This window comes from Sphingobium sp. OAS761 (genome assembly GCF_024168485.1).
In the GTDB taxonomy this organism is placed as follows: domain Bacteria; phylum Pseudomonadota; class Alphaproteobacteria; order Sphingomonadales; family Sphingomonadaceae; genus Sphingobium.
The window spans coordinates 449,210-475,524 of record NZ_JALJVY010000001.1 but is presented as its reverse complement, the minus strand read 5'-3'; the positions used below and the strand labels follow the sequence as shown (position 1 = coordinate 475,524).

The following is a 26,315-nucleotide window of genomic DNA, read 5'->3' as shown; positions in this document are numbered from 1 at the left end:
GCCGTCAGCGCGCTTTTTCCGTGGCGATCCAGCCGTCGATCTGGCTTTCCAGCACGGTCAGCGGCACCGCGCCCTGCGACAGCACCGCATCGTGGAAGCGACGCAGGTCGAATTTGGCGCCAAGTTCCTTCTCCGCCCTCGCCCGCAGCTCGCGGATCCTGATCTCCCCCAGCTTGTATCCCAGCGCCTGCCCGGGCCAGCTGATGTAGCGATTGACCTCCGCATTGATATTGGCGTCGGTCAGGGCGCTGTTCGCCTTCATGAAGGCGACGGCCTTCGCCTTGTCCCACCCCTTGGCATGGATGCCGGTATCGACCACCAGCCGGCATGCCCGCCACATTTCGTAAGACAGGCGGCCCATCATCTTCTCGGGTGTGTCGTACAGCCCCATTTCCTCACCCAGATATTCGGTGTAGAGCGCCCACCCCTCCACATAGGCGGTGAAACCCGCCAGATATTTGCGGAACGGCGGCAGCGGCAGTTCCTGCTGTAGCGCGATCTGGTTGTGATGGCCCGGCACGGCCTCATGCGCGGTCAGCGCGGGCAATTCCCAAAGTGGCCGCTGGTCCAGTTTCGATGTGTTGACCCAATATGTGCCGGAAATGCCGGCCTCCGGCGCGCCCGGCCCGTAATAGGCGGTGGTGGTCCCTTCCGCCTCCGCTGCCGGTATCGGCTTCAGACCATAGGGCAAGCGGGGCAAGGTGCCGAAATAGCGCGGCAGCAGGCCGTCGATGGTCTTGGCCTGCCGCGCCGCCGCGCGCAGCAATTCCTCGGGTGTCCTGGCATAATAGGCCGGATCGGTGCGCAGGTGCCGGATGAAGGCGGCGCGATCGACATAGCCCGCCTGAGCCGCGATGTCGTCCATCCGCTTGCCGATGCGTGCCACTTCCGACAGCCCGATGGCATGGATCTGGTCGGGCGTCAGGTCGGTGGTCGTGTGCGCCTTCACCCGGCTGGCATACCAGGCCGCACCGCCAGGCAACGCTGACGCGCTGTCGCTCTTGCGGCAATGGGGCAGATAGTCCTGAACGAACAGGTCGTGCCACTTGCCATATTCGGGCGTCAGCACGTCCCGGATGATGGCGGTTGCGCGCGCCTGCATCGCGGTCCAGTCGGCCTCGCCGATGTCGCGCGGACGGGTCCGTTTGAAGGGTTCGAAAAAGCGCGTGTCCTGCGGGGCGCCCGCCACGATGCCGCTGATGGTCTTCGCATAGCTACCCAGCACCGAGCAGGGCTGGACATAGCCGCCGCGGATCGCCTGCCGCGTGATCGCCATGGCATCGCCGTTCAGCTTCGGATAAAGGGCAAGGCGCTTGAGATAGCTTTCATAGTCGGCGCGATTGTAAAAGGGCAGCCCGTCGCCCATGCCCGAAAAACCCTGATGCCAGCCATAATAGCTGGTGAACAGCATCAGCCTGTCAGCCATGTGCCGGTTTGCGTCGATATCTTCACGCAGCATCCACAACAGTACATCGCGGTCCACGCGGTCGGCATCCGACAGGCCGTCCGCCGATATGGCCTCCAGCCGCGCCGCAAAGCCCTTCTCCTTCTCGGCCGCCGCGTCCCGCGCCGCCAGGGATATGTCGGAAATGCGATCGTCATATCGCCGCACACCCTGGCTGGTCGCTTCCAGCGGATGGGTCGACAGGTACCACGCCCAATGGTCCGAAATGACCTGGGCCAGCACGTCGTGGGCGGTCTGAGCCTGCGCCGTCATCGGGGCGGCGGCCATCAGCAGGAGGGAAAGAATCTTTCGCATGGGCGCAATTAATCGCCCGTCATCGGTGTTTTTGCAAGGACGCCGGCACTTGCCGGGTCAGGCCGGCGCGACGCCTTCGGCCTCCACGACATCATCGCCCATGTAACGCCCGCGCACACGGACGCGCTTTTCGACATGATCGACAGGCACGCGCAACAGGATCAGCCGGTAATGGCCGCCAAGGTCGCGCCGGAGCAGGAAACCGCCGCCGTCGCGCGACAGCGTTCCGGTTTCATCCACTCCAGCGCCGATCTCGGTCATAGCGTCAGTCTATTGCGTCCTTGACGCCCTTCCCGGCCAGCACGCCCAGCACCAGGAACAGGACGAACACCGCGATGGCGATGAAAAAGAGTATCTTTGCCACGCCGACAAAAGCACCCGCAGCACCGCCGAAGCCCAGCAGCGCCAGCACCGCCGCGATGACGAGGGAAATGATCGCAAGCTTGATCATGAAACCGTCCTTCCGAATGAAAATAATATTGTATTCAGAACGGATGGCATGGCCGCTTGTTCCGGCGCCCTGGGCCTCAGACCCAGCCTTCCAGCACCTGATTGGGGGGCCTGTGCCCATCGACCCAGGTACGGATATTGGCGATAACCCGCGCCCCCGTGGCGTCCCGCCCCTCAAAGGTTGCAGACCCCATATGCGGAAGCAACACCACGTTGGACAGCGCCAGTAACCGGGGATCGACCGCCGGTTCATGGGTATAGACGTCGAAACCCGCCCCCGCGATCCGCCCTTCAGACAGCGCCGCGATCAGCGCCTGTTCATCGGTCACTTCCGCGCGCGACGTGTTGATCAGATAGGATTCCGGCCGCAGCAGAGCGATCCGCCGCGCGTCGATAAGGCCGCGGCTGTCGGCGTTGAGCGGACAGTGGATGCTCAATATATCGCTGCTCGCCAGCAATCCGTCCGGATCGGCCTGCCATTCCGCTTCCAGTTCCTGCTCGACCTCGAACGGCAGGCGATGGCGGTTATGATAGGCGATCGACAGGCCGAATGCCCGCGCACGCCTGGCGACGGCGCGGCCGATCCGGCCCATGCCGATGATGCCCAGCCGCTTGCCGCCGATCCGGTGGCCCAGCATGCCTGACGGGCTCCATCCGCGCCATTCCCCCGCGCGCACCAGTTTCTCGCCTTCCGCAAGCCGGCGCGGCACCGACAGGATCAGCGCCATGGTCATGTCCGCCGTATCCTCCGTCAGAACACCGGGCGTGTTGGTGACGATGATCCCCTTTTTCCGCGCCGCGGCCAGATCGACATGGTCGACCCCGCTCCCGAAACTGGCGATCAGTTGCAGCCGGTCGGGGGCGGCGGCGATCAGGTTCGCGTCGATCTGGTCGGTGATGGTGGGGACCAGCACGTCGCACTGCGCCATCGCCCGTGCCAGTTCCGTTCGCCCCATGGGCACGTCGCCGACATTGAAACTGGCGTCGAACAGTTCGGCCATGCGTGCCTCCACATTGGGCGGCAGACGGCGCGTGACGATGACGCGCGGCTTGGCGGGGCGCGGTTTTCTGGCCATGGCAAGGGCGCTATTCGCGCCCGCCCTCGCGGTCAAGCAGATAGCGCTCGCCGCAACGATTGAAAGCTTGTCCGATCCGCCTTGCAGGCGCTAAGAGTCCGGGACAGGCGATGTAGGACATGGTGGCATGAAGCGGTTTTGGCTGGGCGCGGCAGTCCTTGTGGCAGCGACAGCAGCGGGTGGCGGTCAAGCCGCTCCCGGCAAGCCGACGCCCTATTGGGCCTCGCTTTCGCAGGATGAGGCACGCATGCGCGTCGGTCCAAGTCTCGATTTCCCGTCCAACTGGGTGTACCGTCGGCGCGACCTGCCGGTGAAGGTGCTTCAGGTGCTGGGCTTGTGGCGCAAGGTGGAGGACCCCGACGGCACCCAGGGATGGATGCATGTCCGGCTGCTGAGCGACACTGCCACCGCCATCGTCACGACGGATCAGGCACCCATGCATGATTCCGCCAGCGAAGCGGCCCCTACCCTTTATCGCGCGGCAAAGGGCGTTGTCGGTCGCCTGTCGGGCTGCTCGGGCGGATGGTGCAGTTTCGACGTCAAGGGCCAGCGCGGCTATGTGAAGTCCGATGACCTGTGGGGCGCCACCGACCAGTAGGCCGGTGCCGCGCCCCGCCCGGCGTCATTCCCGCCCCTTGAGCTCGTCGCCCCGCACGCTGGCGACATGCAGCACGTTGGTCGAACCCGGCGTGCCGAAAGGAACGCCTGCCAGGATCACGATCTTGCCGCCGCGCTCCGCCATGCCGTGGCGCAACGCCATGCGGCGCGCCTTGCCGACCATTTCCTCGAAATGGCCGATATCCTTCGTCCGTACCGCATGGACACCCCAGGTCAGGCCCAGCTTGCGCGCCGTATCCTGCCGGGGCGTAAGCGCCAAAATGGGCGATGTCGGCCTTTCCCGCGCGACCCGCCGAACCGTGCTGCCGGACGATGTGAAACAGGTGATGCAGCTAGCCCCCACCACCTTGACAATGCCCCCCGCCCCCTCGGCAAGCGCGTCGGCCGTGGTCGGATCCGGCACCGTTTCGGTATAGTGGAGCCGGCCGAAATAGCCCGGGTCGCGCTCGACGCTGTGGGCGATACTGTCCATCATGGCCACCGCCTCCACCGGCCAGTCGCCCGCCGCCGTTTCCGCAGACAGCATGATGGCGTCCGCACCGTCGTAGACCGCGGTCGCGACGTCCGACACCTCGGCCCGGGTGGGCGACGGCGACTTGATCATCGATTCCAGCATCTGCGTCGCCACTACGACCGGACGGCCCAGCCTGCGCGCGGTCGCGACGATCTGCTTCTGAAGCGGAGGCACGGCCTGCGGGGGCAGTTCGACGCCCAGGTCGCCCCGCGCCACCATGACGCCATCGGCCAGTTCTACGATTTCCTCCAGCCGCTGCACCGCCGACGGCTTCTCGATCTTCGCCATCAGCGCGCCATAGCCGCCCATCAGCTTGCGGGCCTCGGCTAGGTCCTCGGGCCGCTGCACGAAGCTCAGCGCGATCCAGTCGCAGCCCTGCTCGATCGCGAAGCCAAGGTCGCGCCGGTCCTTTTCCGTCAGCGCCGGCACCGGCACCACCACGTCCGGCACATTGACGCCCTTGCGGTTGGACAGGGTGCCGCCAACCTCCACGATCGTGTCGATTCGCTGGTCCGTCACGGCCTTGACCCGCAGCACCAGCTTGCCGTCATCCAGCAGCAACCGCGTTTCGGGCTCCAGCGCGGCGTAGATTTCCGGATGCGGCAGGTTCACGCGGCGGGCGTTGCCGGGCGTATCGTCGCGATCCAGGACGAAGGCCGCGCCCTTTTCCAGGATCGCCAGACCCTTTTCGAAGGTTCCGACGCGCAATTTCGGGCCCTGCAAGTCGCCCAATATGGTCGTAGGCCGGCTGAATTCCTTTTCCAGCGCGCGGATCGTCGCGATGCGGGCGGCATGATCCTCATGCGTGCCATGGCTCATGTTGATGCGAAACGCGTCCGCCCCCGCCACAAAGAGTGCGCGGATCATCTCCGGCGTGTCGCTTGCCGGCCCCAGGGTCGCCAATATCCGGACCTTGCGCGAACGGGGCGGTAGTCGTGTCATAAAGTCTCCTGGCCGTCATGATCGTTCCTGAGCCTTGTCAGGACGCCGTTATCGATTATCCGTGCTGCACGACAGGATGATGTAGATCAGCGAAAAGGATCCGCCGATGGCCGACACCATACTCACGGATGCGGTTGCCGCAACCGCCTTCCGCCGTCTGGTCGCGCATTTGCAGCACCGGACAGACGTGCAGAATATCGACCTGATGGGCCATGCGGGCTTCTGCCGCAACTGCCTGGCCGACTGGATCATGGAGGCGGACGGCACGCTCACGAAAGAAGATGCGCGGGAAATGGTCCACGGCATGCCCGCCGCCGAGTGGAAGGCCCGTTTCCAGACCGATGCGACCCCGGCGCAGCTGGACCTGATGAAGGAGAGTGTGGCGAAGAACGCCGACAGCCATTAGAGGCAGGCGCCAACCGATTCACACTCACACGGAGATTCCCATGAGCGAAGGCAATGTCGCCGCCGATCAGCTACGTCTTTTCATCGAGCGCATCGAGCGCCTGGAGGAAGAGAAGAAAGGCATCGGCGACGACATCAAGGACGTCTATCTGGAGGCCAAGGCCAATGGCTACGATCCCAAGATCATGCGCCAGATAGTCCGCCTGCGGAAGATGCAGCCCCATGACCGACAGGAGATGGAGGCGATCCTCCAGACCTATTTGTCGGCGCTGGGGATGGAATGATCCCACGACACTGAGGAGCAGCGCCCATGACCGAGATTATCGTCAGCACCACCAGCCGTCTGGAGGGAAGGCCCGCGAAGGAATATCTCGGCATCGTCACCGGCGAGGTGATCGTGGGCGCCAATCTGTTCCGCGACCTGTTCGCCAGCGTGCGCGACATCGTGGGCGGCCGGTCGGGTGCCTATGAGGATGTGTTGCAGCGCGCCCGCGAACAGGCGATCGGCGAAATGCGGATGCGCGCCGTCACCATGGGCGCAAATGCGGTGGTCGGGGTCGACCTGGACTATGAGGTGGTCGGCGGCAACGGATCAATGCTCATGGTGTCGGCGTCCGGCACCGCGATACTCTATTGATCCTGCGCGTCCGCCCGGCGCAAGCCGCCGATGCGGCCGCCTGCGCCGCCATCTACGCGCCGTTCGTCACCGACGGCTGGACCAGCTTCGAAACCGACCCGCCGTCGGCCGATGACATGGCACGCCGGATCGCGGATTACGGCGCGTCGCATGGCTGGCTGGTGGCGGAGTTGGCGGACGGCATTGTCCTGGGCTACGCCTATGGCAGCCCGCACCGCAGCCGCGCCGCCTACGCGACTTCCGCCGACGTCGCGGTCTATGTCGCCCCTACCGCCGCGCGCCAGGGCGTGGGCCGCGCCCTGTATGACGCGCTGCTGCCCATGCTGAAAGCGCGCGGCATCCACGCCGCCTTCGCCGGCATCGCCATCCCGAACGACGCCAGCATCGCCCTGCACCGGGCAGCGGGATTTACGCCGGTGGGCATATATCGCGAGGTCGGATGGAAATTGGATGGCTGGCGCGACGTGGGCTGGTGGCAGAAGCTGCTCTGACGGTTGCCCTCCGGCCTGCCGCTGGTGTAAGGGCGCCCATCACCTGAAACCGGCAGACAGAACGCAGGACCCATGGCAGGCCATTCCAAATTCAAGAACATCATGCATCGCAAGGGCGCGCAGGACAAGAAGCGCTCGTCGATGTTCTCCAAGCTCAGCCGCGAAATCACCGTTGCGGCCAAGATGGGCATGCCCGACCCGGACATGAATCCGCGCCTTCGCCTGGCGATCAACGCCGCCAAGGCCCAGTCCATGCCCAAGGACAATATCCAGCGCGCGATCGACAAGGCGTCCGGCGGCGACATGGAGAATTATGAGGAAGTCCGCTATGAAGGCTATGGCCCCGGCGGCGTTGCCATCATTGTCGAGGCATTGACCGACAACCGCAACCGTACGGCCACCAACGTGCGCACCGCCTTTTCGAAGAATGGCGGCAACCTCGGCGCATCGGGTGCGGTGAGCCACGGATTCGAACATCTCGGCCTCATCACCTACCCTGCCGCTGCCGGCGATGCCGACGCCGTGTTCGAAGCGGCGCTGGAAGCGGGCGCCGACGATGTCTCCTCGAACGAGGACGAGCATGAGATCTGGACCGCGATGGACGCGCTGCATGAAGTCGCCAAGGCGCTCGAATCGACGCTGGGCGAGGCCGAAAGCGCCAAGCTGGCGTGGAAGCCCAACACCACCGTGGAAGTCGATGAGAGCAATGCCGGCACGCTGATGAAGCTGGTCGACACGCTGGAGGATGACGACGACGTCCAGACCGTCTGGGGCAATTACGATGTCTCCGACGAAGTGATGGAAAAGCTGGGCTGACCGGCGACAAGCCCCTCCCCGAACGGGGTAGGGCCGTATAAAGAGGCCAAATGATCCTGCTCGGTCTCGACCCCGGCCTTGGCACCACCGGCTGGGGCATAATCGCCGCTGACGGCAATCGCCTGACCCACATCGGCAACGGGCAGATCAGGACGGACAGCGCCATGGCGCTCGCCACCCGCCTGCTCGCCATCGACCTGGCGCTGACCGACCTGATCCTCGACCACCGGCCCGATGGCGCGGCGGTCGAGGAAGTGTTCCTGAATGTAAACCCGCAATCGACCCTGAAACTGGGACAGGCGCGCGGCGTCGTGCTGCTGGCCGCGTCGCGCTCGGGCATGGAAGTGGGCGAATATGCCGCCCGCCTCGTCAAGAAATCGGTGGTCGGCGTCGGTAATGCGTCGAAGGATCAGGTCCACGCCATGGTGTCGCGGCTGCTGCCCGGCGCGAAGATCGCCGGACCGGACGCCGCCGACGCGCTTGCCGTCGCGATCACCCACGCCCATCATCTGGCGAGCGCCCGGCGCATCCCGCGCCAATAGGCGCTTATCCTACCGCCAGTCGAAATGCAGCGGCGCTTCGCGGAACGCGAAGCGGTCGAGATGGTCCGCCACGACCTGCTTGAAACGCTCGACATCCGCTCCGTTCTGCGGCTCGATAGTGACGGTCAGGGTGTCCGCCCCCGCCGCCAGCCGGATCGCTCCCATCGGAAAGGCGATGCTGCCGGTCGCCGCGTCGAAATCCGTTTCGAACTTGTGGCTCCAATGCTTGCAGAGTTGCTGGAGATAGCGGCCGGCGCTGGACGTCGGCACCTGCGCGGTCAGGGTCATGTCACAACCTTTCGATCTTGCTGGCGGCTTCGTCGATCAGGGACGCGACATCGAACATGGTCTGGGCGTCGGCCCCTTCCTTTTCCAAGCGATGACGCACGGCCATCCCCAGATTGTGCATAGCCCGGCGGATCGGCGCGCCATCGGTGCGTTCCGCCTTCCTGGCCAGCGAAGCGAGCCGGTCCATGACCTGCCCCACCCCGGCCTCATGCTCGACCAGATAAGCCGTTCCGGCGTCGGTTACGGCAAACAGCTTGCGGCTGCCTTCGTCCGGCTGCTCGGCGATCAGGCCCATGTCCGCCAGCAGGGTCAGCGTCGGATAGACGACGCCCGGGCTGGGCGCATAAATCTCCCCCGACAGCGCCTCGATTTCGCGGATAAGGTCATAGCCATGGCGCGGATTGTCCGCGATCAGCTTCAGAAGGATCAGCTTGAGCGCATCGTTGCCGAACAGACGGCGACGGCCGCCGCCCCGCCCTCCGCCAAACGAGCCGCCCCGGCCGCCACCCATCGGACCGCGCTCGAAACCGCCGCCGCCAAAACCGCCGCCTGAAAAATCCTCCGGTCGGCAATGGTGGCCATGCCCATGGCCCAGGGCATTCCCCGCCGGCCCGCGATGAAAATGATGATGATGCATGAATCTGTCTTTCAGCAACATTGTGATGCTTTGCGATATATCTTTAAAAACATGTTCGTCAAGAGTTGCGATATATCTTTTTACATCTTACGGGACGTACCTCGGCAGTTCGGACGCAAAAAAGGCCTGCCGGACGCGGGACCGGCAGGCCTTTTGCGAAACTTGGCGGCGCGACGGTCAGTCGGGCTTCTTGGCCACGCTCACCATTGCGGGCCGCAGCAAGCGGTCCTTGATCATGTAACCGGACTGCATCTCCACCAGAATGGTGCCCGGCTCGGCATCGGCGGACGGGACTTCCATCATCGCCTGATGCTTGTTGGGGTCGAGCGGCTGGCCGACCGAGTCGAGCTTGCTGATGCCATTGCGCCCGAACACGCTTTCCAGTTCGCGACCGGTCGCTTCCAGCCCGACGACCAGCGCCTTGAACTTGTCATCCTCGCGCAGTTCCGCGGGAATGGCCGACAATGCTCGGCTCAGATTGTCCGCCACCGACAGCATATCGCGGGCGAACGCGGTCGACGCGTAGGCGCGGGCATCGCCCAGTTCCTTTTCCAACCGGCGACGAACATTCTGGGTTTCGGCATGGGCATAGAGAATGTCCTGCTTCGCCGTTGCCAGTTCCGCCTCCAGCGCGGCCATCCTTTCCGCGGCCGCATCTTCGGGCAGCGCGTCCACGACTTCGGTTTCTTCCATATTCTTGTTGTCTTCGCTCATCTCATCAATCTCGACAGCGTCTGTGCAGTGAAATCCACCATGGGGATCACCCGCGCATAGTTCAAGCGGGTGGGACCGATCACGCCGACCACGCCGACGACCCGGCCATCCGCGCCACGATAGGGGGCGGCTATGACCGAAGAACCCGACAGGGAAAAGAGCTTGTTTTCCGAACCGATGAAGATTTTGGTCGCGCTGGCGCCGATCGCGCTGCGCAACAGGTCCAATATCTCCTGCTTGCCCTCAAGCTGTTCCAGCAGTCCGCGCGCCCTTTCCAGGTCCGCCACGGTGCCGTCATCGATCAGATGCGCCTGCCCCCGCACGATCAGCACGGGGCGATCATCGGCGTCGTGCGACCAGATGGCGATGCCGCGCGCCATCAATTCGCGGGCGGCCCCGTCCAGCGCATGGCGCTCCGCCTCCATTTCCCGCGTCAGCGCCTCGCCCGCTTCCCGCAGCGTCATGCCGCCAAAGCGTGCCGACATGAAATTCGCTGCCTCCTGCAACATCACGGGCGTCACGCCATCAGGCAGGTCGAGCACCCGATTCTCGACGGTCCCATCCTGTCCCACGAGCACCACCAGCGCCTGTCGCCCATTCAGCGGGACGAAGCCGAACTGGCGCAGCACCGGCTCGCGCTTGGGCACCATCACCAGCCCGGCGCAGGCGGACAGCCCCGACAGGGTCGCCGTGGCGGCGGACAATGCCTCCTCTATCGGACCACCCTCCGCGATGCCCGCCTCGATCGCGCGCCGCTCCTCCGCCGACGGCTCGGCCGCCTGCATCATGCCGTCGACGAACAGGCGCAGCCCGGTTTCGGTCGGCATCCGCCCTGCCGACGTATGCGGCGCCGCGAGCAGGCCCATTTCCTCCAGGTCCTGCATCACGTTGCGGATGGAGGCGGGCGACAGGCTGAGTGCGGGGAACTTGCTGATCGTGCGCGATCCCACCGGCAGGCCGGTCGTCAGATAGCTTTCCACCACCAGGCGGAATACATCGCGCGCGCGATCGTTGAGTTCGGAGATCGGAGTGACCGGCATCCGCCTTATCTAGTCACGCGGCGCGGCCGGCTCAAGGCGGCTCAAGGGGTAACGGCCTTGGGATTGAGCATCCGCTCCATGCCGATGATCCGGGGCACCGACGCGATCGCCACGCGCAACTTGCCATAGCGCGGGTCCATGCAGCCCGACTGGAATTCCAGCCGCGTCGTCGCCTGCTGCGGCCGCGTCCATTCCACTACATAGCCGGGCATGTCGGTGGCGAACCGTTCGCAATTTTCGCCATGGGCGATGCGCTGCGTCGTGCCGGTCGCCGGCCGATGCGGTGCCAGCGTGGCGACCAGCGTGCGATATTGCGCGCGGGACAGGGTGAAACGCGTGGTGCCGGGCACCGATGTATAGCGCTGCGGCTCCAGCAACCCCGACCCGTCGGGCGACACCTGAACCGTGTAGGACGGACAGGCGCCGAAACAGGGCCCGGCGGTGAAACGGATGACGTCACCCGGCGCTCTGGGCGGCTCAAGCCCTTCCTCGCCCGTACTGCATCCGGCAAGAGTGAGCGCCGCAGCCGTCCAGATGATGATTCTCATGGTCATATTTCGCGTCATAACGTCCTCTTATCGCCTTCCGGCGTTGTTGGCACTGGCAAGAAACGCCTTCGGACGCTAAGCGCCGTCCCCTGACCGCTTCGGAGTAGAAAAATATGCGTCCTTCCGGCCGCGCGCCCGACCAGATGCGCGACATCACCATGGAACCCGGGTTCACCATCCATGCAGAGGGAAGCTGCCTCGTCAGCTTCGGCGACACGCGTGTGCTGTGCACGGCCTCGGTCGAGGAAAAGGTGCCCCCCTTCCTGCGCGGCAAGGGGCAGGGGTGGGTCACCGCCGAATATGGCATGCTGCCCCGCGCCACCCACACGCGCGGCAGCCGCGAGGCCGCCAAGGGCAAGCAGTCGGGGCGCACCCAGGAGATCCAGCGCCTGATCGGCCGGTCGCTGCGGACCGTCGTGGACATGAAGAAACTGGGCGAGCGCCAGATCCTGATCGATTGCGACGTGATCCAGGCCGACGGCGGCACGCGGACGGCCGCCATTTCGGGTAGCTGGGTCGCGCTGCGCATCGCGGTAGACAAGCTGCTGGCGTCCGGCGCGCTCAAGGAAGACCCGATCATCCAGAAGGTCGCGGCGATCAGTTGCGGCATCTTCGAAGGCACGCCGGTCCTCGACCTCGACTATGCCGAGGACAGCAATGCCGAGACCGACGCCAACCTGATCCTGACCGGAGACGGCAAGTTCGCCGAAGTGCAGGCTACGGCCGAGGGCGCGGCCTATGACGAGGAGGAACTGCTCCGTCTGCTGCGCCTTGCCCGCATCGGCTGCGCGCAGATTTTCGCGGCGCAGGACAAGGCGACCGGGCGCTGATCCTGCTATCGGGAGTTAGGAAACGAGATGACCGACCAATTCGGACAGGAACAGGCAATCCGCAAGCTCGCGCCGGGCAAGCTGGTGATCGCCAGCCATAATCCCGGCAAGGTGCGCGAAATCGCTGCCTTGCTTGGCCCCTATGGGATCGAGCCGATCTCCGCTGCCTCGCTCGACCTGCCCGAACCGGAGGAAACCGGCACCACCTTCATTGCCAATGCCGAGTTGAAGGCGATGCAGGCGGCCGATCTTTCCGGCCTCCCTGCTTTGGCCGACGACAGCGGCCTGTGCGTCGAGGCGCTAGGCGGCGACCCCGGTCTATTTTCCGCCCGATGGGCAGGTCCGACCAAGGATTTCGACCTGGCCATGCGCAAAGTGTGGGAAGGCATCGAGGCCAAGGGCCCGGATGTCGGCCATGACGCGCACTTCGTCTGCGCGCTGGCCCTCGCCTGGCCCGACGGTCATGTCGAGGCGTTCGAAGGCCGGATCGACGGCACGCTCGTCTGGCCGCCGCGCGGCGATAAGGGGTTCGGCTATGACCCGATGTTCGTGCCGCACAGCCACGACATCAGCTTCGGCGAGATGGACCCGGACGCCAAGCACGCCATGAGTCACCGCGCCAAGGCCTTCGACAAGCTGGTGGCCGCGGTTTTCTGAACCAACCGCGCCGGCGTTCTCAGCGCGCCGGCACGGCCTTCAGCTTCGCCTGCCCGATATGCCAGCGTAGCTGGGCAGGCGACGCGCCATCCACATCATTGACCCGCCGCACGACATAGTCGCCAACAAAACGCTGGCGCGTGCCGTCCTGCAGCTGCGAGTCGATGGTCACCGGCACGGTCTGATAGATCGATCCTGCACCGCCATCGCCCGGCTCCAGCGTGCCGATCGTGACCCGTGTCGATCGAGTGCCGGCAAAGCCCGCCTGGAATTTGTTCAGCGACTGGCCCGGCGGACCGTCATCGCCCCACTGTGCCCACGCCGTGCCATAATCGCGCGCGTTGAGCGCCGCATAATAACGCTGCACCACCGCGACCGCCGCCGCCACGCTCTTGGGCGCAGGATCACATCCGGCCATCGGCTCGCCCTGACCGTCGAATAGCGCGCAACTCCGCGCGATCTCATCCTCGATCATGGCGCAGCTATTGGCGGCGTTGCAGGGCGGATGGGTGGCAGGCGACACGTTGCGACAGATGGCGACCCGCTTGGCGGCGGCGGCCGAACCGATATCCGCCGCGCAGGATAGTGGTGCCGCGGGCGCAGCGGCATTCTCGACCGCCGCCCCATCGGGCATAGGCGTTTGCGCGCCATTGTCCGGCGCGGCCACAGTCGCGGCGGGGGCGGAAACGGCCGCGTTATCGGCCCCGCCATCGTCCTTGGGCTGCGTCGGCGCGCCGCACCCGGCCAAGGCCATCAGCGCGCAACCCGACAGGGTCCATGACGGCAGGGCGATGCGCATCCTCTTCTCCTTCTGGCGACTTGTCCCTGTCCAATGCGCGCTACCCAAGGAAATATCCATCGCCCCCTATGGGGCCGCGCTCGCCAGCAGCATCGCTGCCCATAGCGGAGCGCACCAAAACGCTTTAGGGCTGCCCCCAGCCATGTCGTCTCATTCCCGCCAAATCGCAACGGCCCCAGCCCATGTCCGTACCGACGCCCAAGCGCTGTATATCCACTGGCCCTTTTGCGTATCCAAATGCCCCTATTGCGATTTTAACAGTCATGTCCGTGATCGGATCGACACAGCGAGGTGGGAAGCGGCGCTGCTGACGGACATGGCATATGAGGCAGCGCGGACCGGCGGGCGGCCGCTGTCGTCCATCTTCTTCGGCGGGGGCACGCCGTCGCTCATGCCGCCCGCGCTGGTGGAGGCGCTGATCGCCGCCGCGCAGGCGCATTGGGGCTTCACCCCCGACATGGAGATCACCTTGGAGGCAAACCCCAACAGCGTCGAGGCGGCCCGCTTCGCCGACATCGCCGCCGCCGGGGTCAACCGCGTGTCGCTGGGGCTCCAGGCGCTCGACAATGAAGCGCTGCATTTCCTGGGCCGCGCCCATGACGTGGCGGAGGGGCTGGCCGCGCTCGACACCGCGCAGGCTGTGTTCGACCGGGTCAGCTTCGACATCATCTACGCCCGTCCGGGTCAGAGCGAGGCGGACTGGCAAGCCGAACTGGCCCGCGCTTTGGCCTTCGGCACCGGCCATCTCTCGCTATACCAGCTTACGATAGAGCCTGGCACGCGCTTCGCCACGCTTGTCCAGCAGGGCAAGCTGACCCCCGCCGATCCCGACCATGGCGCGACGCTTTACGAGCTGACACAGGCCATGACCGGCGCGGCCGGCATTTCCGCCTACGAAATCAGCAACCATGCCCGTCCAGGTCAGGAAAGCCGCCATAATCTGACTTACTGGCGCTACGGCGACTATGCCGGCATCGGCCCCGGCGCACATGGACGGCGCGCAGGCGTGGCGACGCTGCGCCACAAAAAACCCGAAAACTGGATGGACGCGATCGCGCGCAATGGCCAGGGGACGCAAGGCGAGGATGTGCTGACCGGACAGGATCGGGCGCGCGAAGCGCTGCTGATGGGCTTGCGACTGACCGAAGGCGTCGACCTCGCCCGGATCGCCGCCCTGTCCGGCATCGCGCCGACCGATCTGGTCGACGATCGACGGATCGACCAGCTTGTCGGCCTCGGCCTGCTCCACCGACGGGGCGTGCACTTGCAGGTGATGGCCGCCGGCATGCTCCTGCTCGACGCGATCCTGCCCGAAATCGTGGCGGTTTAGGGCCGTTCTGTCGGCGCGGATTGCGGCGCGGGCACCGCATCCTTGTTGGTCATGGCAACGGCGGGCGGTCCTTTCTGGATCGCTGCGGCCAGCTTGCCGACCGGCGCGCAATCCGCCTTGCACAGCTTCTGGGCTTGGGCCAGCACTTCCTTGGCGCGCGCCACCGCCCCTTTCTCCATCATCGCCTCACCCTGTCCGGCAAGTGCGGTCACGTCGGTCGGGTCTAGCAGCAGCGCATCCTTGTAGAGGCGGATCGCCTTGCCTTGCAGACCCTGCGCCCGGGCGACCTCCGCCAGTTCGATATAGGCGGCGCGATTGCGGGGATCGACGGCCAGCGCGCTTTCCAGCGCGTCGGTCGCACCGGCCAGATTGCCTGCCCTGCGGGCCGCTTCTCCGGCCTTCTGCCACTCCACCGATTGAGGGCTGATCTGACTGTCCGGGCGCTGGCTGTATCCGACACTCGACACGCTCGTCAGCAGGACGGCAAGGGCAAGGGAGGCAGGGGTAAGGCGCATCAAAATCTCCAGCCATGTTTCAGGCGCTGAATCGGGACAATCCTCGCGCTTTTGCACCCGCTTGTCCATGCTCTGTTTCACGCCCCCCGGCGCAGCCGTGCGAAGTAGAAGCCGTCACTGCTATCATGCCCTGGCGTCATCAGCCAACCCCGGCCATGAGCCCGTCCGGTTGGAGCATCGACCGGTTCGGCCCGAAAACCGCGATGGCGATCCAGAAAGGCGTCGACCTGATCGCACCCTTCCCGGTCGGTGAGCGCGCAGGTCGCATAGACGAGCATTGCGCCGGGCGCCACGAGCGGCGCGGCAAAATCAAGGATGCGGGCCTGTTCCGACACCAGCCGGTCGAGACGGGCCGGGGTCAGGCGCCAGCGCGCCTCAGGATTGCGGCGCCATGTTCCCGTCCCCGAACAGGGCGCGTCGACCAGCACCACGTCCGCCTGCCCGTTCAGGCTCTCGAGCGCGCGCGCCTCATGCCCCTGGTCCAGCAGCAACGTCTCGACAAAGCCGGCCCCCGCCCGCTCCGCGCGCGGCCCGAGGCGTGCCAGCCGCGCCCTTATCGTGTCGGCCGCGATCAGGCGCCCGTTGCCAGCCATGGCAGCGGCGAGCGCCAATGTCTTGCCCCCTGCCCCGGCACATAGGTCAATGACGGTCATGCCCGCGCGCGCGCCGCAGGCGGCGGCGATCATCTGGCTGCCGCTGTCCTGAACCTCGACTCGTCCATCCTTCCACGCGACATGCTGCTCCACCGGATAGCCTTCTGGCAGGCGCAGAGCGTCGGGCAGTCCTTCGACCGCGGCAGCGTCCGGAAATAGCGGGCGGATGTCGGCGGGGTCCGCCTTCAGCCGGTTCACCCGCAGGTCGACCGGCGCGCGGCCCAGCAGCCTGTCCTGCTCCACCGGAATGGCCATCAACGGCTGGAGCCAGGCGGGAACCGCGCCCGCATCGGCACCCTCCTCGCCCGGCTCGATCGGCACCGGCGCGTGGGTAGACCCGTCGAAACAGGCTGCCAGCTCGGTCTGATCGCGTGCCAGCCCGACCATCGCGGCGCGGCCGTCCCGAGGCCGGTCCGCCGTCCGCCGGATCGCGTCGTAAACATGGTCGCGCACCGCTCGCCGGTCGCGCGACCCGGCATAGCGCCGTTCCTTGAAATAGCGGGCGATCAACGTATCGGCGGCCGGTCCGCCATCGCGCGCGGCGACGATGATGGCATCCAGCAGGTCGATTGCGGCCTGCACCCGGGCGCCGGGCGTCATGCCGCCCGCCCCTCAGCGCGAAGGATAATTGGGCGCCTCGCGCGTGATGGTGACGTCATGCACATGACTTTCGGAAAGACCCGCATTGGTGATCTGGACGAAGCGGGCACGTTCGCGCAGGTCAGCGAGCGTCCGGCTGCCGGTATAGCCCATCGCCGCCTTCACCCCGCCGACCAGCTGGTGGATCACATCCTTCGCCGGCCCCTTGAAAGGCACCTGACCCTCGATGCCTTCGGGCACCAGCTTCATCTGGTCCTTGATGTCCGCCTGGAAATAGCGATCGGCGCTGCCCCGCGCCATGGCGCCCACGCTGCCCATGCCGCGATAGCTCTTGTAGGCGCGGCCCTGATACAGGAAGGTTTCGCCCGGCGCCTCGGCCGTTCCGGCCAGCAGGGAACCGACCATGACGCACCCGGCCCCCGCTGCCAGCGCCTTGGCGACGTCGCCCGACGTTCGCAATCCGCCATCGGCGATCACCGGAACGCCCTGCTTCGCGGCTTCCTCGGCCGAATCCATGATCGCGGTCAATTGCGGAACACCGACGCCCGCAACCACGCGGGTGGTGCAGATGGATCCCGGCCCGATGCCGACCTTCACACAATCCGCGCCGGCACCGATCAGCGCCTTGGTGGCTTCGGCCGTCGCGACATTGCCCGCGACCACCTGAACATGGTTCGACAGCTTCTTGACCGCCTCGACCGCGACCGCGACCTGCCTGCTATGGCCATGGGCGGTGTCGATGACGATCAGGTCGCACTCCGCGTCGATCAGTGCCGCGCTGCGCTCCAGCCCCTTGTCGCCCACCGTGGTCGCGGCGGCGACCCGCAAACGCCCGGCAGCATCCTTCGTGGCCTGCGGATAGGTGACCGCCTTTTCGATGTCCTTGACCGTGATCAGGCCGACGCAATGATAGGAATCGTCCACCACCAGCAATTTCTCGATCCGGCGCTGGTGCAGCAGGCGCATCGCCTCTTCCTGGCCGACCCCGGCCTTGACCGTGGCGAGATTGTCCTTGGTCATCAGTTCACTGACCGGCTGGTGGGGGTTCTCGGCAAAACGGGTGTCGCGGTGGGTCAGGATGCCGACCAGCTTGCCGCTCGCCTCCACCACCGGAATACCGCTGATCTTATGCCGCTGCATCAGCATCTGCGCATCGGCCAGCGTGGCGGTCGGCAATATCGTGATGGGATTGACCACCATGCCGCTCTCGAACCGCTTGACCGCGCGCACGGCGTCCGCCTGTTCCTCGACGGTCAGGTTGCGATGCAGCACGCCGATCCCGCCAAGCTGCGCCATGACGATGGCCATGTCCGCTTCCGTCACCGTGTCCATGGCTGACGACAGGATCGGAATGTTCAGCCTGATCCCTTTGGTGACCTGCGTGCTGGTGTCCGCCTGGCTGGGCAGCACGTCGGATTCGGCGGGCTGCAACAGCACGTCGTCAAAGGTGAGGCCAAGGCGGATATCCATGCGAAGTGCCACTTTCTGCTGGGCGGATCCGGTCGAGCAAAGCCGGGCCGCTAGGGGATTTGTGGCGGCCCATGTAACCACTATGCCCCCAAACGGCCAGACCCTTTGCAAGGATTAATTGCGCGGGCCGCTTGCGCCCCTGCCCGTGGGCATCCTCACCCCAAGGGCACGAAAAAAGGGCGCGACCTTCGCCGCGCCCTTGCCGTTTCAAGAACCCTGCCGTCAGACTCCGGCCGGCGACGGATCGCCGAACGGCCCCTTGCGCTTGCGCGTCTTGGGGATCGAACTGCCCGCCGCCGGGATTACAGAAGGCTTGATCGTCGTCCCGTCGTCGCGGGTGATCTCGCCCTTGTCGAGCAGCGTCTTGATCTCCTCGCCACTCAGCGTTTCATATTCCAGCATCGCGTTGGCCAGCAGGTGAAGCTGGTCCTCATGGCCCTTGAGCAATGCCTGCGCGCGGGCATAGCCCTGCTCCACCAGGCCACGGATTTCCTTGTCGATCAGCTTGGCCGTCTCGTCCGACATATGGACGCGCTGGCTCTGCGAATAACCCAGGAAGGTCTCGCCCTGCTGTTCCTCATATTGCAGCGGGCCCAGCTTGTCCGACATACCCCATTGGGTGACCATGTCGCGGGCCAGACGCGTGGCGTACTGGATGTCGCCCGAAGCGCCGCTCGATACCTTGTCATAGCCGAAGATGATCTCCTCGGCGACGCGTCCGCCCATGGCGACGGCCATGTTCGCATGCATCTTGTCGCGGTGATAGCTGTAGCTGTCCCGCTCCGGCAGGCGCATCACCATGCCCAGCGCGCGGCCGCGCGGGATGATCGTTGCCTTGTGGATCGGGTCGGACGCCGGTTCATGGACCGCGACGATGGCATGGCCTGCCTCATGATAGGCGGTCATCTTCTTCTCGTCATCGGTCATGACCATGGAGCGGCGCTCGCTGCCCATCATGACCTTGTCCTTGGCGGCCTCGAACTCGTCCATCGCGACCAGGCGCTTGCCGCGGCGAGCCGCCATCAGCGCCGCCTCGTTGACCAGGTTGGCAAGATCGGCGCCCGAAAATCCGGGCGTGCCGCGCGCGATGGTGCGCGGGTTGACGTCCGGGGCCAGCGGCACTTTCTTCATGTGGACCGCCAGGATCTTCTCGCGGCCTTCGATGTCGGGGCGCGGCACCACGACCTGCCGGTCGAAGCGGCCCGGACGCAGCAGCGCGGGGTCCAGCACGTCGGGGCGGTTGGTCGCCGCGACGATGATGATGCCCTCATTCGCCTCGAACCCGTCCATCTCGACCAGCAACTGGTTCAACGTCTGCTCGCGCTCGTCATTGCCGTTGCCCAGGCCCGCGCCGCGATGGCGGCCGACCGCGTCGATTTCGTCGATGAATACGATGCAGGGCGCGTTCTTCTTGGCCTGTTCGAACATGTCGCGCACGCGGGACGCACCGACGCCGACGAACATCTCGACGAAATCCGAGCCCGAGATGGTGAAGAAGGGCACGCCCGCCTCACCCGCAATGGCGCGAGCCAGCAGCGTCTTGCCGGTGCCCGGCGAGCCGACCAGCAGCGCACCCTTGGGGATCTTGCCGCCCAGCCGCGCAAATTTGCTCGGGTCCTTCAGGAATTCTACGATTTCCTGCAATTCCTCGCGTGCTTCGTCGATGCCGGCGACGTCATCGAAGGTCACCTTCCCATGCTTTTCGGTGAGCAACTTGGCCTTCGACTTGCCGAAGCCCATGGCGCCACCCGCGCCGCCACCCTTCTGCATCTGGCGCAGCACGAAAAAGGCGATGCCCAGGATCAGCAGGAACGGCAGCGACTGGTAGAGCATGATCTGCCAGAAACTCGGCCCTTCCTCGGCCTGGCCCGAATATTTGACGTTATAATCGTCCAGCAGACCGGTGAGGGCGGGATCGTTGACCGGCATGGTCGTGAACTTCTGGCCGCTCGACAATGTGCCGGTGATCCTGTCCGGCGCGATCGCGACGTCCTTTACCTGTCCGTCCTGCACCTTCGACCGGAACTCGGAATAGGCGATCTCGCTGCCATTCGCCCCCACCGGCCGCTCGAATACCGACACGAACAGCAGCAGGGCGATGATGACGCCCGCCCAGATCACCGCGCTCTTGATCCAGGGATTGCCTTGCGGGTCTTTTTCTTCGTTCATTTTTACTCTCTTTCACCCGCCAAGATAGGATATGCCCCTAAAAGCGCAAGCGGACGAAAGCCGTCATGCGCCGGACAATTGCGACAGGGCGACATATCCCAACGCCAGCGCCGCGCCCGCGGACAGGCCGCACAGAAGATAGCCGGCGTAGCAGAGCATCGGCGGATGCGGTTGCCGGAGCCTCCGGTTTCGCTGCGCCGCCGAAAGAATGACACTCGTCAACAGGCCGTAGGTAAGGGCCGCAAATTCCACCATCGTGCAAATCCCCGCATTAACGCTGCTATGATTAACCATCTCACCTGTTAAGGAAAGGTCATTGCACCGCGATAAAAAGGCAGATGGTGGCCCGCATGCGTTCAGCGGTGGAACTTTTTGCCGTACGTCTCGTCAACGTCTGGGTGGCGCCGATGTAAGAACCCACATCGGGCCACCTTTCAGCAGCAAATTGCCAAGACTCGCCTGTTCGCCCCGGGCCGCAGTGGCGATCGCCCGATCCAGCGCCTCTCCGCGCGGCATCTTCGCTTCCGGTTCGGCACAGGCGATCATGCGCAGCAGCAGACGGCGCAGATATTCGCGCGGCAGGCCGGCGGGATCGAGCGACCAGCCATCGCCGGTCGGCAGAACGCGCTGCTTGGCAAGGTCCTCCACCGTCCACTCCAGCGCCGCCTCCGCTTCCGCCAGCGCCGCGGCGCTGCGCACGGCTCCCTCCCGATCCAGCCAGGCGACGTCGCCCAGCGCCGCCCGCAGACTCGCCCGGTCGAACCGCGGATCGGCGTTCGACGGATCTTCGGCATGGGGCAGGCCCCGCGCCCGGACGTGGGCCAGAAGCGCCGCCTTGCGGACACCAAGCAGCGGACGGATCACCCGCCCCGACCGTCCCCGCACGCCGGCCAGGCCCCCGACGCCCGCTCCCCGGTTGAGCCGCATCAGCAGCGTTTCCAGTTGATCGTCGGCATGATGCGCGGTCATGATCCAGTCGATGTTGCCCGCCACCCGCCACCGCTCGATCAGCCGGTAACGCTGGGCACGGGCCCATGCCTGCACATTGCCGCTTACCGGGTCGTCGGGCACGGCGATAGTGTGGGGCATAGTGTGGCGCGCGCACCACAGGGCGACGGCCCGGGCTTCGGCCGCGGCTTCGGGTCGCAATCCGTGATCGACGGTTATCGCCGCCACGCGGCCCGGAAAGGCCGTCATGGCCAGATCGAGCAAGGCCATGCTGTCGGGCCCGCCCGACACGGCGATGCCGAAGTGCGCGCTGTCATGACCTTCGACAAGAGCGGCCGTGGCGGCGATCAGCCCCGCCAGCAGCCCGTCCGCGTCGCTGGTCAGTTGCACTTCGCCCGCGTGCGGCCCTTGTCCATCATGCCGCGCAAGCTGGCGGAGAGGCTGTCGCCATAGACCTGCTCCAGTTCCTGATAGACCTTGCAGGCGTCAGCCGGCTTCTTGAGCTGGATCAGTGCCTCGCCCAGATAGGCCAGGCTGTCCGGTGCGCGGTCCCCGCGCGGCCGCTTCTGGTAATTTTCGTAGAAGGCGACGGACGCGAGCGCCGGCTTGCCATCGTCGAGATAGGCCCGGCCAAGCAGGTTCTGCGCGCGGCTCGCGACCGAGTTGCTGCCATATTTGTCGACCGTGGCCTTCAGCTGCGCCTGCGCCTCGGGATAGAATTTGGCGTCCCACAGCCGGAAACCATAAGTATAGGCGTCATTGGCCGCGTCACCGGTTTCCGGCCTTTCGACCGCCGCGACTGCGGCCTTGCGCGCGTCGCTCGCACCGGCGGAGGGTGCGGCGGCGGGCTTTGGCACCGGCTTCGCCGCGACGGGTGCAGGCGTGTCTTCAACCGGCGCTGTGACTGCGGGTTTTGCGGCTACCGGCGCTTCGGGCGGCAGCGACCGGCTTTCGGCATCGGCCTTATATTTGTTGAACGCTTCCTCCAACTGGCGAAGCTTGAAACTATTTTCCTCGACCTGCCCGGTCACGGAAGCCAGTTGCGATTCCAGCGCCCCTACCCGCGCCATCAGGTCGGACACGGGCGTGGACGCAGGCGTGCCGGGCGCCGGCGCGCTGGTCGCGGGCCGGGTGATTTCGGCCTCCACCGGCGCGCCTGCCGGGAAAACCTTTCGCTGGACCGCGCGCATCTCCTTTTCCAGGCGGCCGACCCGGCCCTCCACCGACACGCTTTGCGCCGTCGACGGTGTCGCTGTCGCCAGCAGGAGCGGCGCGCTCAGCGCGAGCACCGCGCCCGCCCGCGCAGCCGTCGCAAAGAAAAGGTTACGCATGATGATCCCCGACTAATGCCTGTGCCTTAACCATAAGGCGATATTCCGCGCCGTAAAGCGCGACTTACGTCTGCATGGCGCCGATCAGGGCTGCGCGGATGTGCCGTCTGCCGCCGAAGGCGCGGGCGCCGGGACGGCCGCAGCCGGTGCCGGTGCCGGTGCCGGGGCACTTGACAGAGCGGGTTCCGGGACGGTGACTGCCGGACGGACGCGGCGCGGCGCAGGTCGCGGCGCGGGCGCAGCGCTGCGCGCGGGCGATGGCGCGACGGTCTGGTTCGCGGCAGGCGTGCCGCGCGCCAGCAAGGCTGCTGCGGAAACGGGCACGTCCGCGATCGTCCGGTCGGCCGCGCCCAGCGGCGCAACCGGCTTGCCGCCCACTGTCACGGCCAGTGCCTGCGGCCGTCCGGTCAATATCATGGGATTGCGGGCGTTGGAGGGTAGCGTGTAGCTTTCCCCCTTCTTCATGATCCCGTCCTTCAACCTTTCTCCCGTCTCGTCATAGATCCGCAACCAGACATCGTCGGTCGCGGTGAACAATACGGGCTGAACGGCGGCCGGAACCGGCGCCGCGGCGGGGACGACCGCCGCCGACTGCGCCTGTTCTTCCTGCCCGCCGACATCGGCGCCGGGCGGCGGCGTGAACAACTGGGTCCGCCAGAGCGTGTAGCCTGCGATCAACAGAAGGACGATGGCCGCCACGGCCCAGGCCAAACGGCGGGGCGGAACGCGCGCGGGGTCGGCGGGCTCGAACGCTTCGTAGCGGTTGGCGGCAAGGTCCGTTCCATTGACCGCCTGACGGACTTCGGCGGCGATCATGACTTCGTCGACACCGATCGAACGGGCATAGGCGCGGGCGAAGCCAACGGCATAGGGAATGCCCGGCAGGGCGGCATAATCGTCCCGCTCGATTGCTTCCAACTGCCGCTGGGCGATGCGGGTCCGGGTGGCGATATCCTGCACCGAAAGGCCCTGCGCTTCCCGCGCGACCCGCAGCTTCGCACCGGGGCTGTTGGCCTGCACCTCCGGCGCGCTGTCCGCGCCGGTCTGCTGTTCTGCTTCGTCTGTCATGCTGCTCCGCGACGCTTGTCGGTTGGCCTTGTCTCATTGGGGGACAGGCATTGTCAACGCCGCATCCCACCGATTAGCCCAGTTCCACATTCCGTTCGACGGCCCATCGCGTAAGCCGCGCGCGAATGTCGGGCACGCCATTGTCCAGCCATTCGCGCATCGCATCCTGCAAGTCGGACGCGTCGATGGCGCGGATCATCGCCTTGACCGGGCCGACCGATGCGGGCGTGATCGACAGGCGTCGAATGCCCAGTCCGACCAGCGCCATCGCCTCCAGCGTCCGGCCGCCCATTTCGCCGCAAACGCCGACCGGCACCTTGTAGTCATGACAGGTCCGCACCACGCGATCGATGAAGCGCAGGATGGCGATGCTCAGCCAGTCATAGCGTTCCGCCAGCTTGGGGTGGGCACGGTCGGCAGCGAACAGGAATTGCGTCAGGTCATTGGTGCCGATCGACAGGAAATCGAGGCGCGGCAACAGGATGTCCAGCACTTCGGCCAGCGCCGGCACTTCCAGCATGGCACCGTAACGGATTGCGATGGGAACCTTCTTGCGCTGCTGCTGGAGCCACTCGCGCTGATGCTCGACCAGCGCGCGCGCGGCGTCATATTCCCACGGTTCGGACACCATCGGGAACATGACGTGCAACATCTTGCCGGCGCTCGCTTCCAGCAGCGCGCGGGCCTGGGTCTTCATCAACCCTTCGCGCTCCAGCGCCAGGCGCAACGCGCGCCACCCCATCGCCGGATTGTCCTCCAGTTCCTCGTCGGCGTCGCGCTGCATATAGGGCAACGCCTTGTCCCCGCCGATGTCCACAGTACGGAAAATGACCGGACGATCGCCCGCAGCGTCCAGCACGTCCTTGTACAGCCGCTGCTGTTTTTCCCGTTGCGGCAGCGTTGCCGACACCAGGAACTGAAACTCGGTGCGGAACAGGCCGATGCCGTCCGCGCCCACCACGTCCAGGGCCTGGGCGTCCTCGCGCAGGCCGGCATTGACCATCAGTTCGACCCGCTGACCGTCCGCCGATACCGACGGCAGGTCACGCATCGCGGCAAATTCGGCGCGGCGCTTCTGCGTGACATGGAGTTTGTTTTCAAATGCCTCGTCCATGTCCGCGCTCGGGCGGATCAGCAGGGCATTTTCCACGACGTCCATCAGGATCAGGTCGCCTTCGTTCACCTGATGGCGAATGTCGCGCACGCGGCCCAGCACCGGCACGCCCATGGCGCGCGCGACGATGGTGACATGCGCGGTGAGCGATCCTTCCTCGAGGATCACGCCCTTCAGACGACGGCGATCATATTCCAGCAGCTCGGCCGGTCCCAGGTTCCGGGCGATCAGGATGGCATCCTGCCGCAGGCCCATGGTCGCCGCCGTGCCCAGCTGGCCCGACACGATGCGCAGCAGGCGGTTCGCCATATCCTCCAGGTCGTGCATCCGGTCCTGAAGCAGCGGATCGTCGATCTGGCGCATCCGCATCCGTGTGCGCTGCTGCACGCGCTCGATCGCCGCCTCCGCCGTCAGGCCGCTGTCAATCGCCTCGTTGATCCGCCTGATCCAGCCCTCGTCATAGGCGAACATCTTGTAGGTCTCCAGCACCTCCTGATGCTCGCCCTCGGTGCCGAACTCGGCCGCGCCGGTCATCCGGTCGATCTGCTCGCGCATCTTGGTGAAGGCGGAAATCACGCGCTGCCTCTCAGCCTCGGTATCCTCCGCAACCGTATGTTCGATATGCACGCGCGGCTGGTGAAAAACCGCATGACCGCGCGCCATGCCCATGACCAGTTGCAGGCCGCGCAGCATGATCGTGCCGGTGTCGGTGACGCGCAGGTCCATCGGCCCGTCGTCGGCCAGTTCCGCGTTGGCGATCAGTTCCGACAGCACCATGGCGACGGTCTGGAGCGCCTCAATCTCTATTTCCTCATATTTGCGCGGTTCGACATGCTGCACGCACAGCACGCCGATGGCGCGCTCCCGCCGGACGATGGGAACGCCTGCAAAACTGTGGAACCGGTCCTCGCCGGTTTCGGGGCGATAGGAAAAGTCGGGATGTGCGGCGGCTTCGTCCAGGTTCAGCGTCTCAACGTTCGTCGCGATCAGCCCGACCAGCCCTTCGCCCATCGCCATGCGGGTGACGTGGACCGCTTCCTGCTTGAGGCCGCGGGTCGCGAACAGTTCCAGCACCCCTTCGCGCACCAGATAGATGGAGCAGACTTCGCTCGAGAGCGACTGGCCGATGATCTCCACCACCTTGTTGAGCTTTGCCTGGGCACTGGTGCGAGACGCCATCACCTCCTGCAGGCGGACGAGAATCTGGCGGGCGGCGGCTGCGGGCGTGCTGGGCATATATGGTTCGCTACCAGATGAACGAGAGGCTTTCCACGCACTTCGATGTTGCACGGCACAATGTAGCCGCTGCGCAATTCGGCGATTGCATGGCGGAAACATTCAGGACATTCGTTAA

Annotated in this window: 30 protein-coding genes; 10 read left to right on the top strand and 20 right to left on the bottom strand. The window is 65.7% G+C overall.

Annotation, left to right across the window (positions count from 1 at the left end):
- Nucleotides 1–4 precede the first annotated feature (4 nt).
- The 4 genes from J3E64_RS02450 to J3E64_RS02435 form a co-directional block, all read right to left on the bottom strand.
- Nucleotides 5–1,759: a DUF885 family protein gene (locus tag J3E64_RS02450; RefSeq protein ID WP_253339252.1), complete on the bottom strand. Its 1,755-nt coding sequence runs from the start codon at nucleotides 1,757–1,759 to the stop codon at nucleotides 5–7.
- Nucleotides 1,760–1,816: 57 nt separating this feature from the next.
- On the bottom strand, nucleotides 1,817–2,020 hold the full coding sequence (locus J3E64_RS02445) for a DUF5818 domain-containing protein (protein ID WP_253339250.1): 204 nt from the start codon (nucleotides 2,018–2,020) through the stop codon (nucleotides 1,817–1,819).
- Between the two features lie 4 nt (nucleotides 2,021–2,024).
- Complete coding sequence (locus tag J3E64_RS02440) at nucleotides 2,025–2,210, bottom strand: DUF1328 domain-containing protein (protein WP_253339248.1); 186 nt, start codon at nucleotides 2,208–2,210, stop codon at nucleotides 2,025–2,027.
- A gap of 76 nt (nucleotides 2,211–2,286) precedes the next feature.
- Complete coding sequence (locus J3E64_RS02435; protein WP_253339246.1) at nucleotides 2,287–3,285, bottom strand: D-glycerate dehydrogenase; 999 nt, start codon at nucleotides 3,283–3,285, stop codon at nucleotides 2,287–2,289.
- 127 nt (nucleotides 3,286–3,412) lie between these two features.
- Between J3E64_RS02435 and J3E64_RS02430 the strand changes: the two genes are divergently transcribed.
- Nucleotides 3,413–3,883: an SH3 domain-containing protein gene (locus J3E64_RS02430; RefSeq protein ID WP_253339243.1), complete on the top strand. Its 471-nt coding sequence runs from the start codon at nucleotides 3,413–3,415 to the stop codon at nucleotides 3,881–3,883.
- A 24-nt stretch (nucleotides 3,884–3,907) separates the two neighbouring features.
- Here J3E64_RS02430 and pyk read toward each other — a convergent pair whose 3' ends face one another.
- Entirely contained in the window at nucleotides 3,908–5,359 is a 1,452-nt protein-coding gene (pyk, locus tag J3E64_RS02425; protein WP_253339235.1) for a pyruvate kinase, read from the bottom strand.
- 106 nt (nucleotides 5,360–5,465) lie between these two features.
- On the opposite strand from pyk, the gene J3E64_RS02420 reads away from it, so the two are divergent.
- The 6 genes from J3E64_RS02420 to ruvC all read left to right on the top strand — a co-directional run bounded on the left by J3E64_RS02420 (nucleotide 5,466) and on the right by ruvC (nucleotide 8,250).
- Nucleotides 5,466–5,765: a DUF1244 domain-containing protein gene (locus J3E64_RS02420; RefSeq protein WP_253339232.1), complete on the top strand. Its 300-nt coding sequence runs from the start codon at nucleotides 5,466–5,468 to the stop codon at nucleotides 5,763–5,765.
- A 40-nt stretch (nucleotides 5,766–5,805) separates the two neighbouring features.
- Nucleotides 5,806–6,048: a DUF2312 domain-containing protein gene (locus J3E64_RS02415; protein ID WP_253339229.1), complete on the top strand. Its 243-nt coding sequence runs from the start codon at nucleotides 5,806–5,808 to the stop codon at nucleotides 6,046–6,048.
- 26 nt (nucleotides 6,049–6,074) lie between these two features.
- Entirely contained in the window at nucleotides 6,075–6,401 is a 327-nt protein-coding gene (locus tag J3E64_RS02410) for a heavy metal-binding domain-containing protein (protein ID WP_253339227.1), read from the top strand.
- Nucleotides 6,398–6,892: an arsinothricin resistance N-acetyltransferase ArsN1 family B gene (locus J3E64_RS02405; RefSeq protein WP_253339225.1), complete on the top strand. Its 495-nt coding sequence runs from the start codon at nucleotides 6,398–6,400 to the stop codon at nucleotides 6,890–6,892. Before J3E64_RS02410 ends, J3E64_RS02405 begins: the two co-directional genes overlap by 4 nt.
- Nucleotides 6,893–6,964: 72 nt before the next feature.
- Nucleotides 6,965–7,708 carry a YebC/PmpR family DNA-binding transcriptional regulator gene (locus J3E64_RS02400; protein WP_253339223.1) on the top strand — a complete coding sequence of 248 codons (744 nt, stop codon included), beginning with the start codon at nucleotides 6,965–6,967 and terminating at the stop codon, nucleotides 7,706–7,708.
- A gap of 50 nt (nucleotides 7,709–7,758) precedes the next feature.
- Entirely contained in the window at nucleotides 7,759–8,250 is a 492-nt protein-coding gene (gene ruvC, locus J3E64_RS02395; protein ID WP_253339221.1) for a crossover junction endodeoxyribonuclease RuvC, read from the top strand.
- A 9-nt stretch (nucleotides 8,251–8,259) separates the two neighbouring features.
- Here ruvC and J3E64_RS02390 read toward each other — a convergent pair whose 3' ends face one another.
- The 5 genes from J3E64_RS02390 to J3E64_RS02370 form a co-directional block, all read right to left on the bottom strand.
- The gene (locus J3E64_RS02390) at nucleotides 8,260–8,538 is read right to left on the bottom strand and encodes a DUF2218 domain-containing protein (RefSeq protein WP_253339213.1); all 279 of its coding nucleotides are present in this window, start codon (nucleotides 8,536–8,538) and stop codon (nucleotides 8,260–8,262) included.
- Nucleotide 8,539: 1 nt separating this feature from the next.
- Nucleotides 8,540–9,175, bottom strand: coding sequence for a PadR family transcriptional regulator (locus J3E64_RS02385; protein ID WP_253339211.1), 636 nt, complete (start codon nucleotides 9,173–9,175; stop codon nucleotides 8,540–8,542).
- Nucleotides 9,176–9,352: 177 nt separating this feature from the next.
- Nucleotides 9,353–9,889 (bottom strand): nucleotide exchange factor GrpE, encoded by a 537-nt coding sequence (gene grpE / locus J3E64_RS02380; protein ID WP_253339209.1) that lies wholly within the window; start codon nucleotides 9,887–9,889, stop codon nucleotides 9,353–9,355.
- Nucleotides 9,886–10,929, bottom strand: coding sequence for a heat-inducible transcriptional repressor HrcA (gene hrcA / locus J3E64_RS02375; protein ID WP_253339207.1), 1,044 nt, complete (start codon nucleotides 10,927–10,929; stop codon nucleotides 9,886–9,888). The genes grpE and hrcA overlap by 4 nt, the downstream gene beginning before the upstream one ends.
- Before the next feature lie 41 nt (nucleotides 10,930–10,970).
- Entirely contained in the window at nucleotides 10,971–11,483 is a 513-nt protein-coding gene (locus J3E64_RS02370; protein WP_253339205.1) for a DUF6438 domain-containing protein, read from the bottom strand.
- A 107-nt stretch (nucleotides 11,484–11,590) separates the two neighbouring features.
- Here J3E64_RS02370 and rph point away from each other — a divergent pair, with 107 nt between their 5' ends.
- On the top strand, nucleotides 11,591–12,307 hold the full coding sequence (rph, locus tag J3E64_RS02365) for a ribonuclease PH (protein ID WP_253339203.1): 717 nt from the start codon (nucleotides 11,591–11,593) through the stop codon (nucleotides 12,305–12,307).
- 27 nt (nucleotides 12,308–12,334) lie between these two features.
- Entirely contained in the window at nucleotides 12,335–12,964 is a 630-nt protein-coding gene (rdgB, locus tag J3E64_RS02360; protein WP_253339202.1) for an RdgB/HAM1 family non-canonical purine NTP pyrophosphatase, read from the top strand.
- Between the two features lie 19 nt (nucleotides 12,965–12,983).
- On the opposite strand, the gene J3E64_RS02355 is transcribed toward rdgB, so the two are convergent.
- Nucleotides 12,984–13,763: a hypothetical protein gene (locus J3E64_RS02355; protein ID WP_253339201.1), complete on the bottom strand. Its 780-nt coding sequence runs from the start codon at nucleotides 13,761–13,763 to the stop codon at nucleotides 12,984–12,986.
- A 142-nt stretch (nucleotides 13,764–13,905) separates the two neighbouring features.
- Between J3E64_RS02355 and hemW the strand changes: the two genes are divergently transcribed.
- Nucleotides 13,906–15,093: a radical SAM family heme chaperone HemW gene (gene hemW, locus J3E64_RS02350; RefSeq protein WP_253339199.1), complete on the top strand. Its 1,188-nt coding sequence runs from the start codon at nucleotides 13,906–13,908 to the stop codon at nucleotides 15,091–15,093.
- On the opposite strand, the gene J3E64_RS02345 is transcribed toward hemW, so the two are convergent.
- From J3E64_RS02345 to ptsP, 9 genes are all read right to left on the bottom strand, one after another.
- Nucleotides 15,090–15,608 carry a tetratricopeptide repeat protein gene (locus J3E64_RS02345; protein WP_253339407.1) on the bottom strand — a complete coding sequence of 173 codons (519 nt, stop codon included), beginning with the start codon at nucleotides 15,606–15,608 and terminating at the stop codon, nucleotides 15,090–15,092. The genes hemW and J3E64_RS02345 overlap by 4 nt on opposite strands.
- A 77-nt stretch (nucleotides 15,609–15,685) precedes the next feature.
- Nucleotides 15,686–16,861, bottom strand: a complete 1,176-nt coding sequence (locus J3E64_RS02340) for an RsmB/NOP family class I SAM-dependent RNA methyltransferase (RefSeq protein ID WP_253339197.1) — start codon at nucleotides 16,859–16,861, stop codon at nucleotides 15,686–15,688.
- Between the two features lie 12 nt (nucleotides 16,862–16,873).
- Complete coding sequence (gene guaB, locus J3E64_RS02335) at nucleotides 16,874–18,331, bottom strand: IMP dehydrogenase (protein ID WP_253339195.1); 1,458 nt, start codon at nucleotides 18,329–18,331, stop codon at nucleotides 16,874–16,876.
- Between the two features lie 222 nt (nucleotides 18,332–18,553).
- Nucleotides 18,554–20,500 carry an ATP-dependent zinc metalloprotease FtsH gene (gene ftsH, locus J3E64_RS02330; protein ID WP_253339193.1) on the bottom strand — a complete coding sequence of 649 codons (1,947 nt, stop codon included), beginning with the start codon at nucleotides 20,498–20,500 and terminating at the stop codon, nucleotides 18,554–18,556.
- 63 nt (nucleotides 20,501–20,563) lie between these two features.
- A complete protein-coding gene (locus J3E64_RS02325) occupies nucleotides 20,564–20,755 on the bottom strand; it encodes a hypothetical protein (protein WP_253339191.1) in 192 nt (63 codons plus the stop codon).
- A gap of 132 nt (nucleotides 20,756–20,887) precedes the next feature.
- Nucleotides 20,888–21,838: a tRNA lysidine(34) synthetase TilS gene (gene tilS / locus J3E64_RS02320; protein ID WP_253339189.1), complete on the bottom strand. Its 951-nt coding sequence runs from the start codon at nucleotides 21,836–21,838 to the stop codon at nucleotides 20,888–20,890.
- Nucleotides 21,829–22,779, bottom strand: coding sequence for a hypothetical protein (locus tag J3E64_RS02315; RefSeq protein ID WP_253339181.1), 951 nt, complete (start codon nucleotides 22,777–22,779; stop codon nucleotides 21,829–21,831). The genes tilS and J3E64_RS02315 overlap by 10 nt, the downstream gene beginning before the upstream one ends.
- 84 nt (nucleotides 22,780–22,863) lie before the next feature.
- Nucleotides 22,864–23,847 carry a helix-turn-helix domain-containing protein gene (locus J3E64_RS02310; RefSeq protein WP_253339179.1) on the bottom strand — a complete coding sequence of 328 codons (984 nt, stop codon included), beginning with the start codon at nucleotides 23,845–23,847 and terminating at the stop codon, nucleotides 22,864–22,866.
- A 73-nt stretch (nucleotides 23,848–23,920) separates the two neighbouring features.
- Entirely contained in the window at nucleotides 23,921–26,197 is a 2,277-nt protein-coding gene (ptsP, locus tag J3E64_RS02305) for a phosphoenolpyruvate--protein phosphotransferase (protein WP_253339177.1), read from the bottom strand.
- Nucleotides 26,198–26,315 lie beyond the last annotated feature (118 nt).

Excerpts from the sequence above, each read along its gene's own strand:
- J3E64_RS02450 (WP_253339252.1), bottom strand. The coding sequence starts at position 1,759 with ATGCGAAAGATTCTTTCCCTCCTGCTGATGGCCGCCGCCCCGATGACG.
- J3E64_RS02445 (WP_253339250.1), bottom strand. The coding sequence starts at position 2,020 with ATGACCGAGATCGGCGCTGGAGTGGATGAAACCGGAACGCTGTCGCGC.
- J3E64_RS02440 (WP_253339248.1), bottom strand. The coding sequence starts at position 2,210 with ATGATCAAGCTTGCGATCATTTCCCTCGTCATCGCGGCGGTGCTGGCG.
- J3E64_RS02435 (WP_253339246.1), bottom strand. The coding sequence starts at position 3,285 with ATGGCCAGAAAACCGCGCCCCGCCAAGCCGCGCGTCATCGTCACGCGC.
- J3E64_RS02430 (WP_253339243.1), top strand. The coding sequence starts at position 3,413 with ATGAAGCGGTTTTGGCTGGGCGCGGCAGTCCTTGTGGCAGCGACAGCA.
- pyk (WP_253339235.1), bottom strand. The coding sequence starts at position 5,359 with ATGACACGACTACCGCCCCGTTCGCGCAAGGTCCGGATATTGGCGACC.
- J3E64_RS02420 (WP_253339232.1), top strand. The coding sequence starts at position 5,466 with ATGGCCGACACCATACTCACGGATGCGGTTGCCGCAACCGCCTTCCGC.
- J3E64_RS02415 (WP_253339229.1), top strand. The coding sequence starts at position 5,806 with ATGAGCGAAGGCAATGTCGCCGCCGATCAGCTACGTCTTTTCATCGAG.
- J3E64_RS02410 (WP_253339227.1), top strand. The coding sequence starts at position 6,075 with ATGACCGAGATTATCGTCAGCACCACCAGCCGTCTGGAGGGAAGGCCC.
- J3E64_RS02400 (WP_253339223.1), top strand. The coding sequence starts at position 6,965 with ATGGCAGGCCATTCCAAATTCAAGAACATCATGCATCGCAAGGGCGCG.
- ruvC (WP_253339221.1), top strand. The coding sequence starts at position 7,759 with ATGATCCTGCTCGGTCTCGACCCCGGCCTTGGCACCACCGGCTGGGGC.
- J3E64_RS02390 (WP_253339213.1), bottom strand. The coding sequence starts at position 8,538 with ATGACCCTGACCGCGCAGGTGCCGACGTCCAGCGCCGGCCGCTATCTC.
- J3E64_RS02385 (WP_253339211.1), bottom strand. The coding sequence starts at position 9,175 with ATGCATCATCATCATTTTCATCGCGGGCCGGCGGGGAATGCCCTGGGC.
- grpE (WP_253339209.1), bottom strand. The coding sequence starts at position 9,889 with ATGAGCGAAGACAACAAGAATATGGAAGAAACCGAAGTCGTGGACGCG.
- hrcA (WP_253339207.1), bottom strand. The coding sequence starts at position 10,929 with ATGCCGGTCACTCCGATCTCCGAACTCAACGATCGCGCGCGCGATGTA.
- J3E64_RS02370 (WP_253339205.1), bottom strand. The coding sequence starts at position 11,483 with ATGACCATGAGAATCATCATCTGGACGGCTGCGGCGCTCACTCTTGCC.
- rph (WP_253339203.1), top strand. The coding sequence starts at position 11,591 with ATGCGTCCTTCCGGCCGCGCGCCCGACCAGATGCGCGACATCACCATG.
- rdgB (WP_253339202.1), top strand. The coding sequence starts at position 12,335 with ATGACCGACCAATTCGGACAGGAACAGGCAATCCGCAAGCTCGCGCCG.
- J3E64_RS02355 (WP_253339201.1), bottom strand. The coding sequence starts at position 13,763 with ATGCGCATCGCCCTGCCGTCATGGACCCTGTCGGGTTGCGCGCTGATG.
- hemW (WP_253339199.1), top strand. The coding sequence starts at position 13,906 with ATGTCGTCTCATTCCCGCCAAATCGCAACGGCCCCAGCCCATGTCCGT.
- J3E64_RS02345 (WP_253339407.1), bottom strand. The coding sequence starts at position 15,608 with ATGCGCCTTACCCCTGCCTCCCTTGCCCTTGCCGTCCTGCTGACGAGC.
- J3E64_RS02340 (WP_253339197.1), bottom strand. The coding sequence starts at position 16,861 with ATGACGCCCGGCGCCCGGGTGCAGGCCGCAATCGACCTGCTGGATGCC.
- guaB (WP_253339195.1), bottom strand. The coding sequence starts at position 18,331 with ATGGATATCCGCCTTGGCCTCACCTTTGACGACGTGCTGTTGCAGCCC.
- ftsH (WP_253339193.1), bottom strand. The coding sequence starts at position 20,500 with ATGAACGAAGAAAAAGACCCGCAAGGCAATCCCTGGATCAAGAGCGCG.
- J3E64_RS02325 (WP_253339191.1), bottom strand. The coding sequence starts at position 20,755 with ATGGTGGAATTTGCGGCCCTTACCTACGGCCTGTTGACGAGTGTCATT.
- J3E64_RS02315 (WP_253339181.1), bottom strand. The coding sequence starts at position 22,779 with ATGCGTAACCTTTTCTTTGCGACGGCTGCGCGGGCGGGCGCGGTGCTC.
- J3E64_RS02310 (WP_253339179.1), bottom strand. The coding sequence starts at position 23,847 with ATGACAGACGAAGCAGAACAGCAGACCGGCGCGGACAGCGCGCCGGAG.
- ptsP (WP_253339177.1), bottom strand. The coding sequence starts at position 26,197 with ATGCCCAGCACGCCCGCAGCCGCCGCCCGCCAGATTCTCGTCCGCCTG.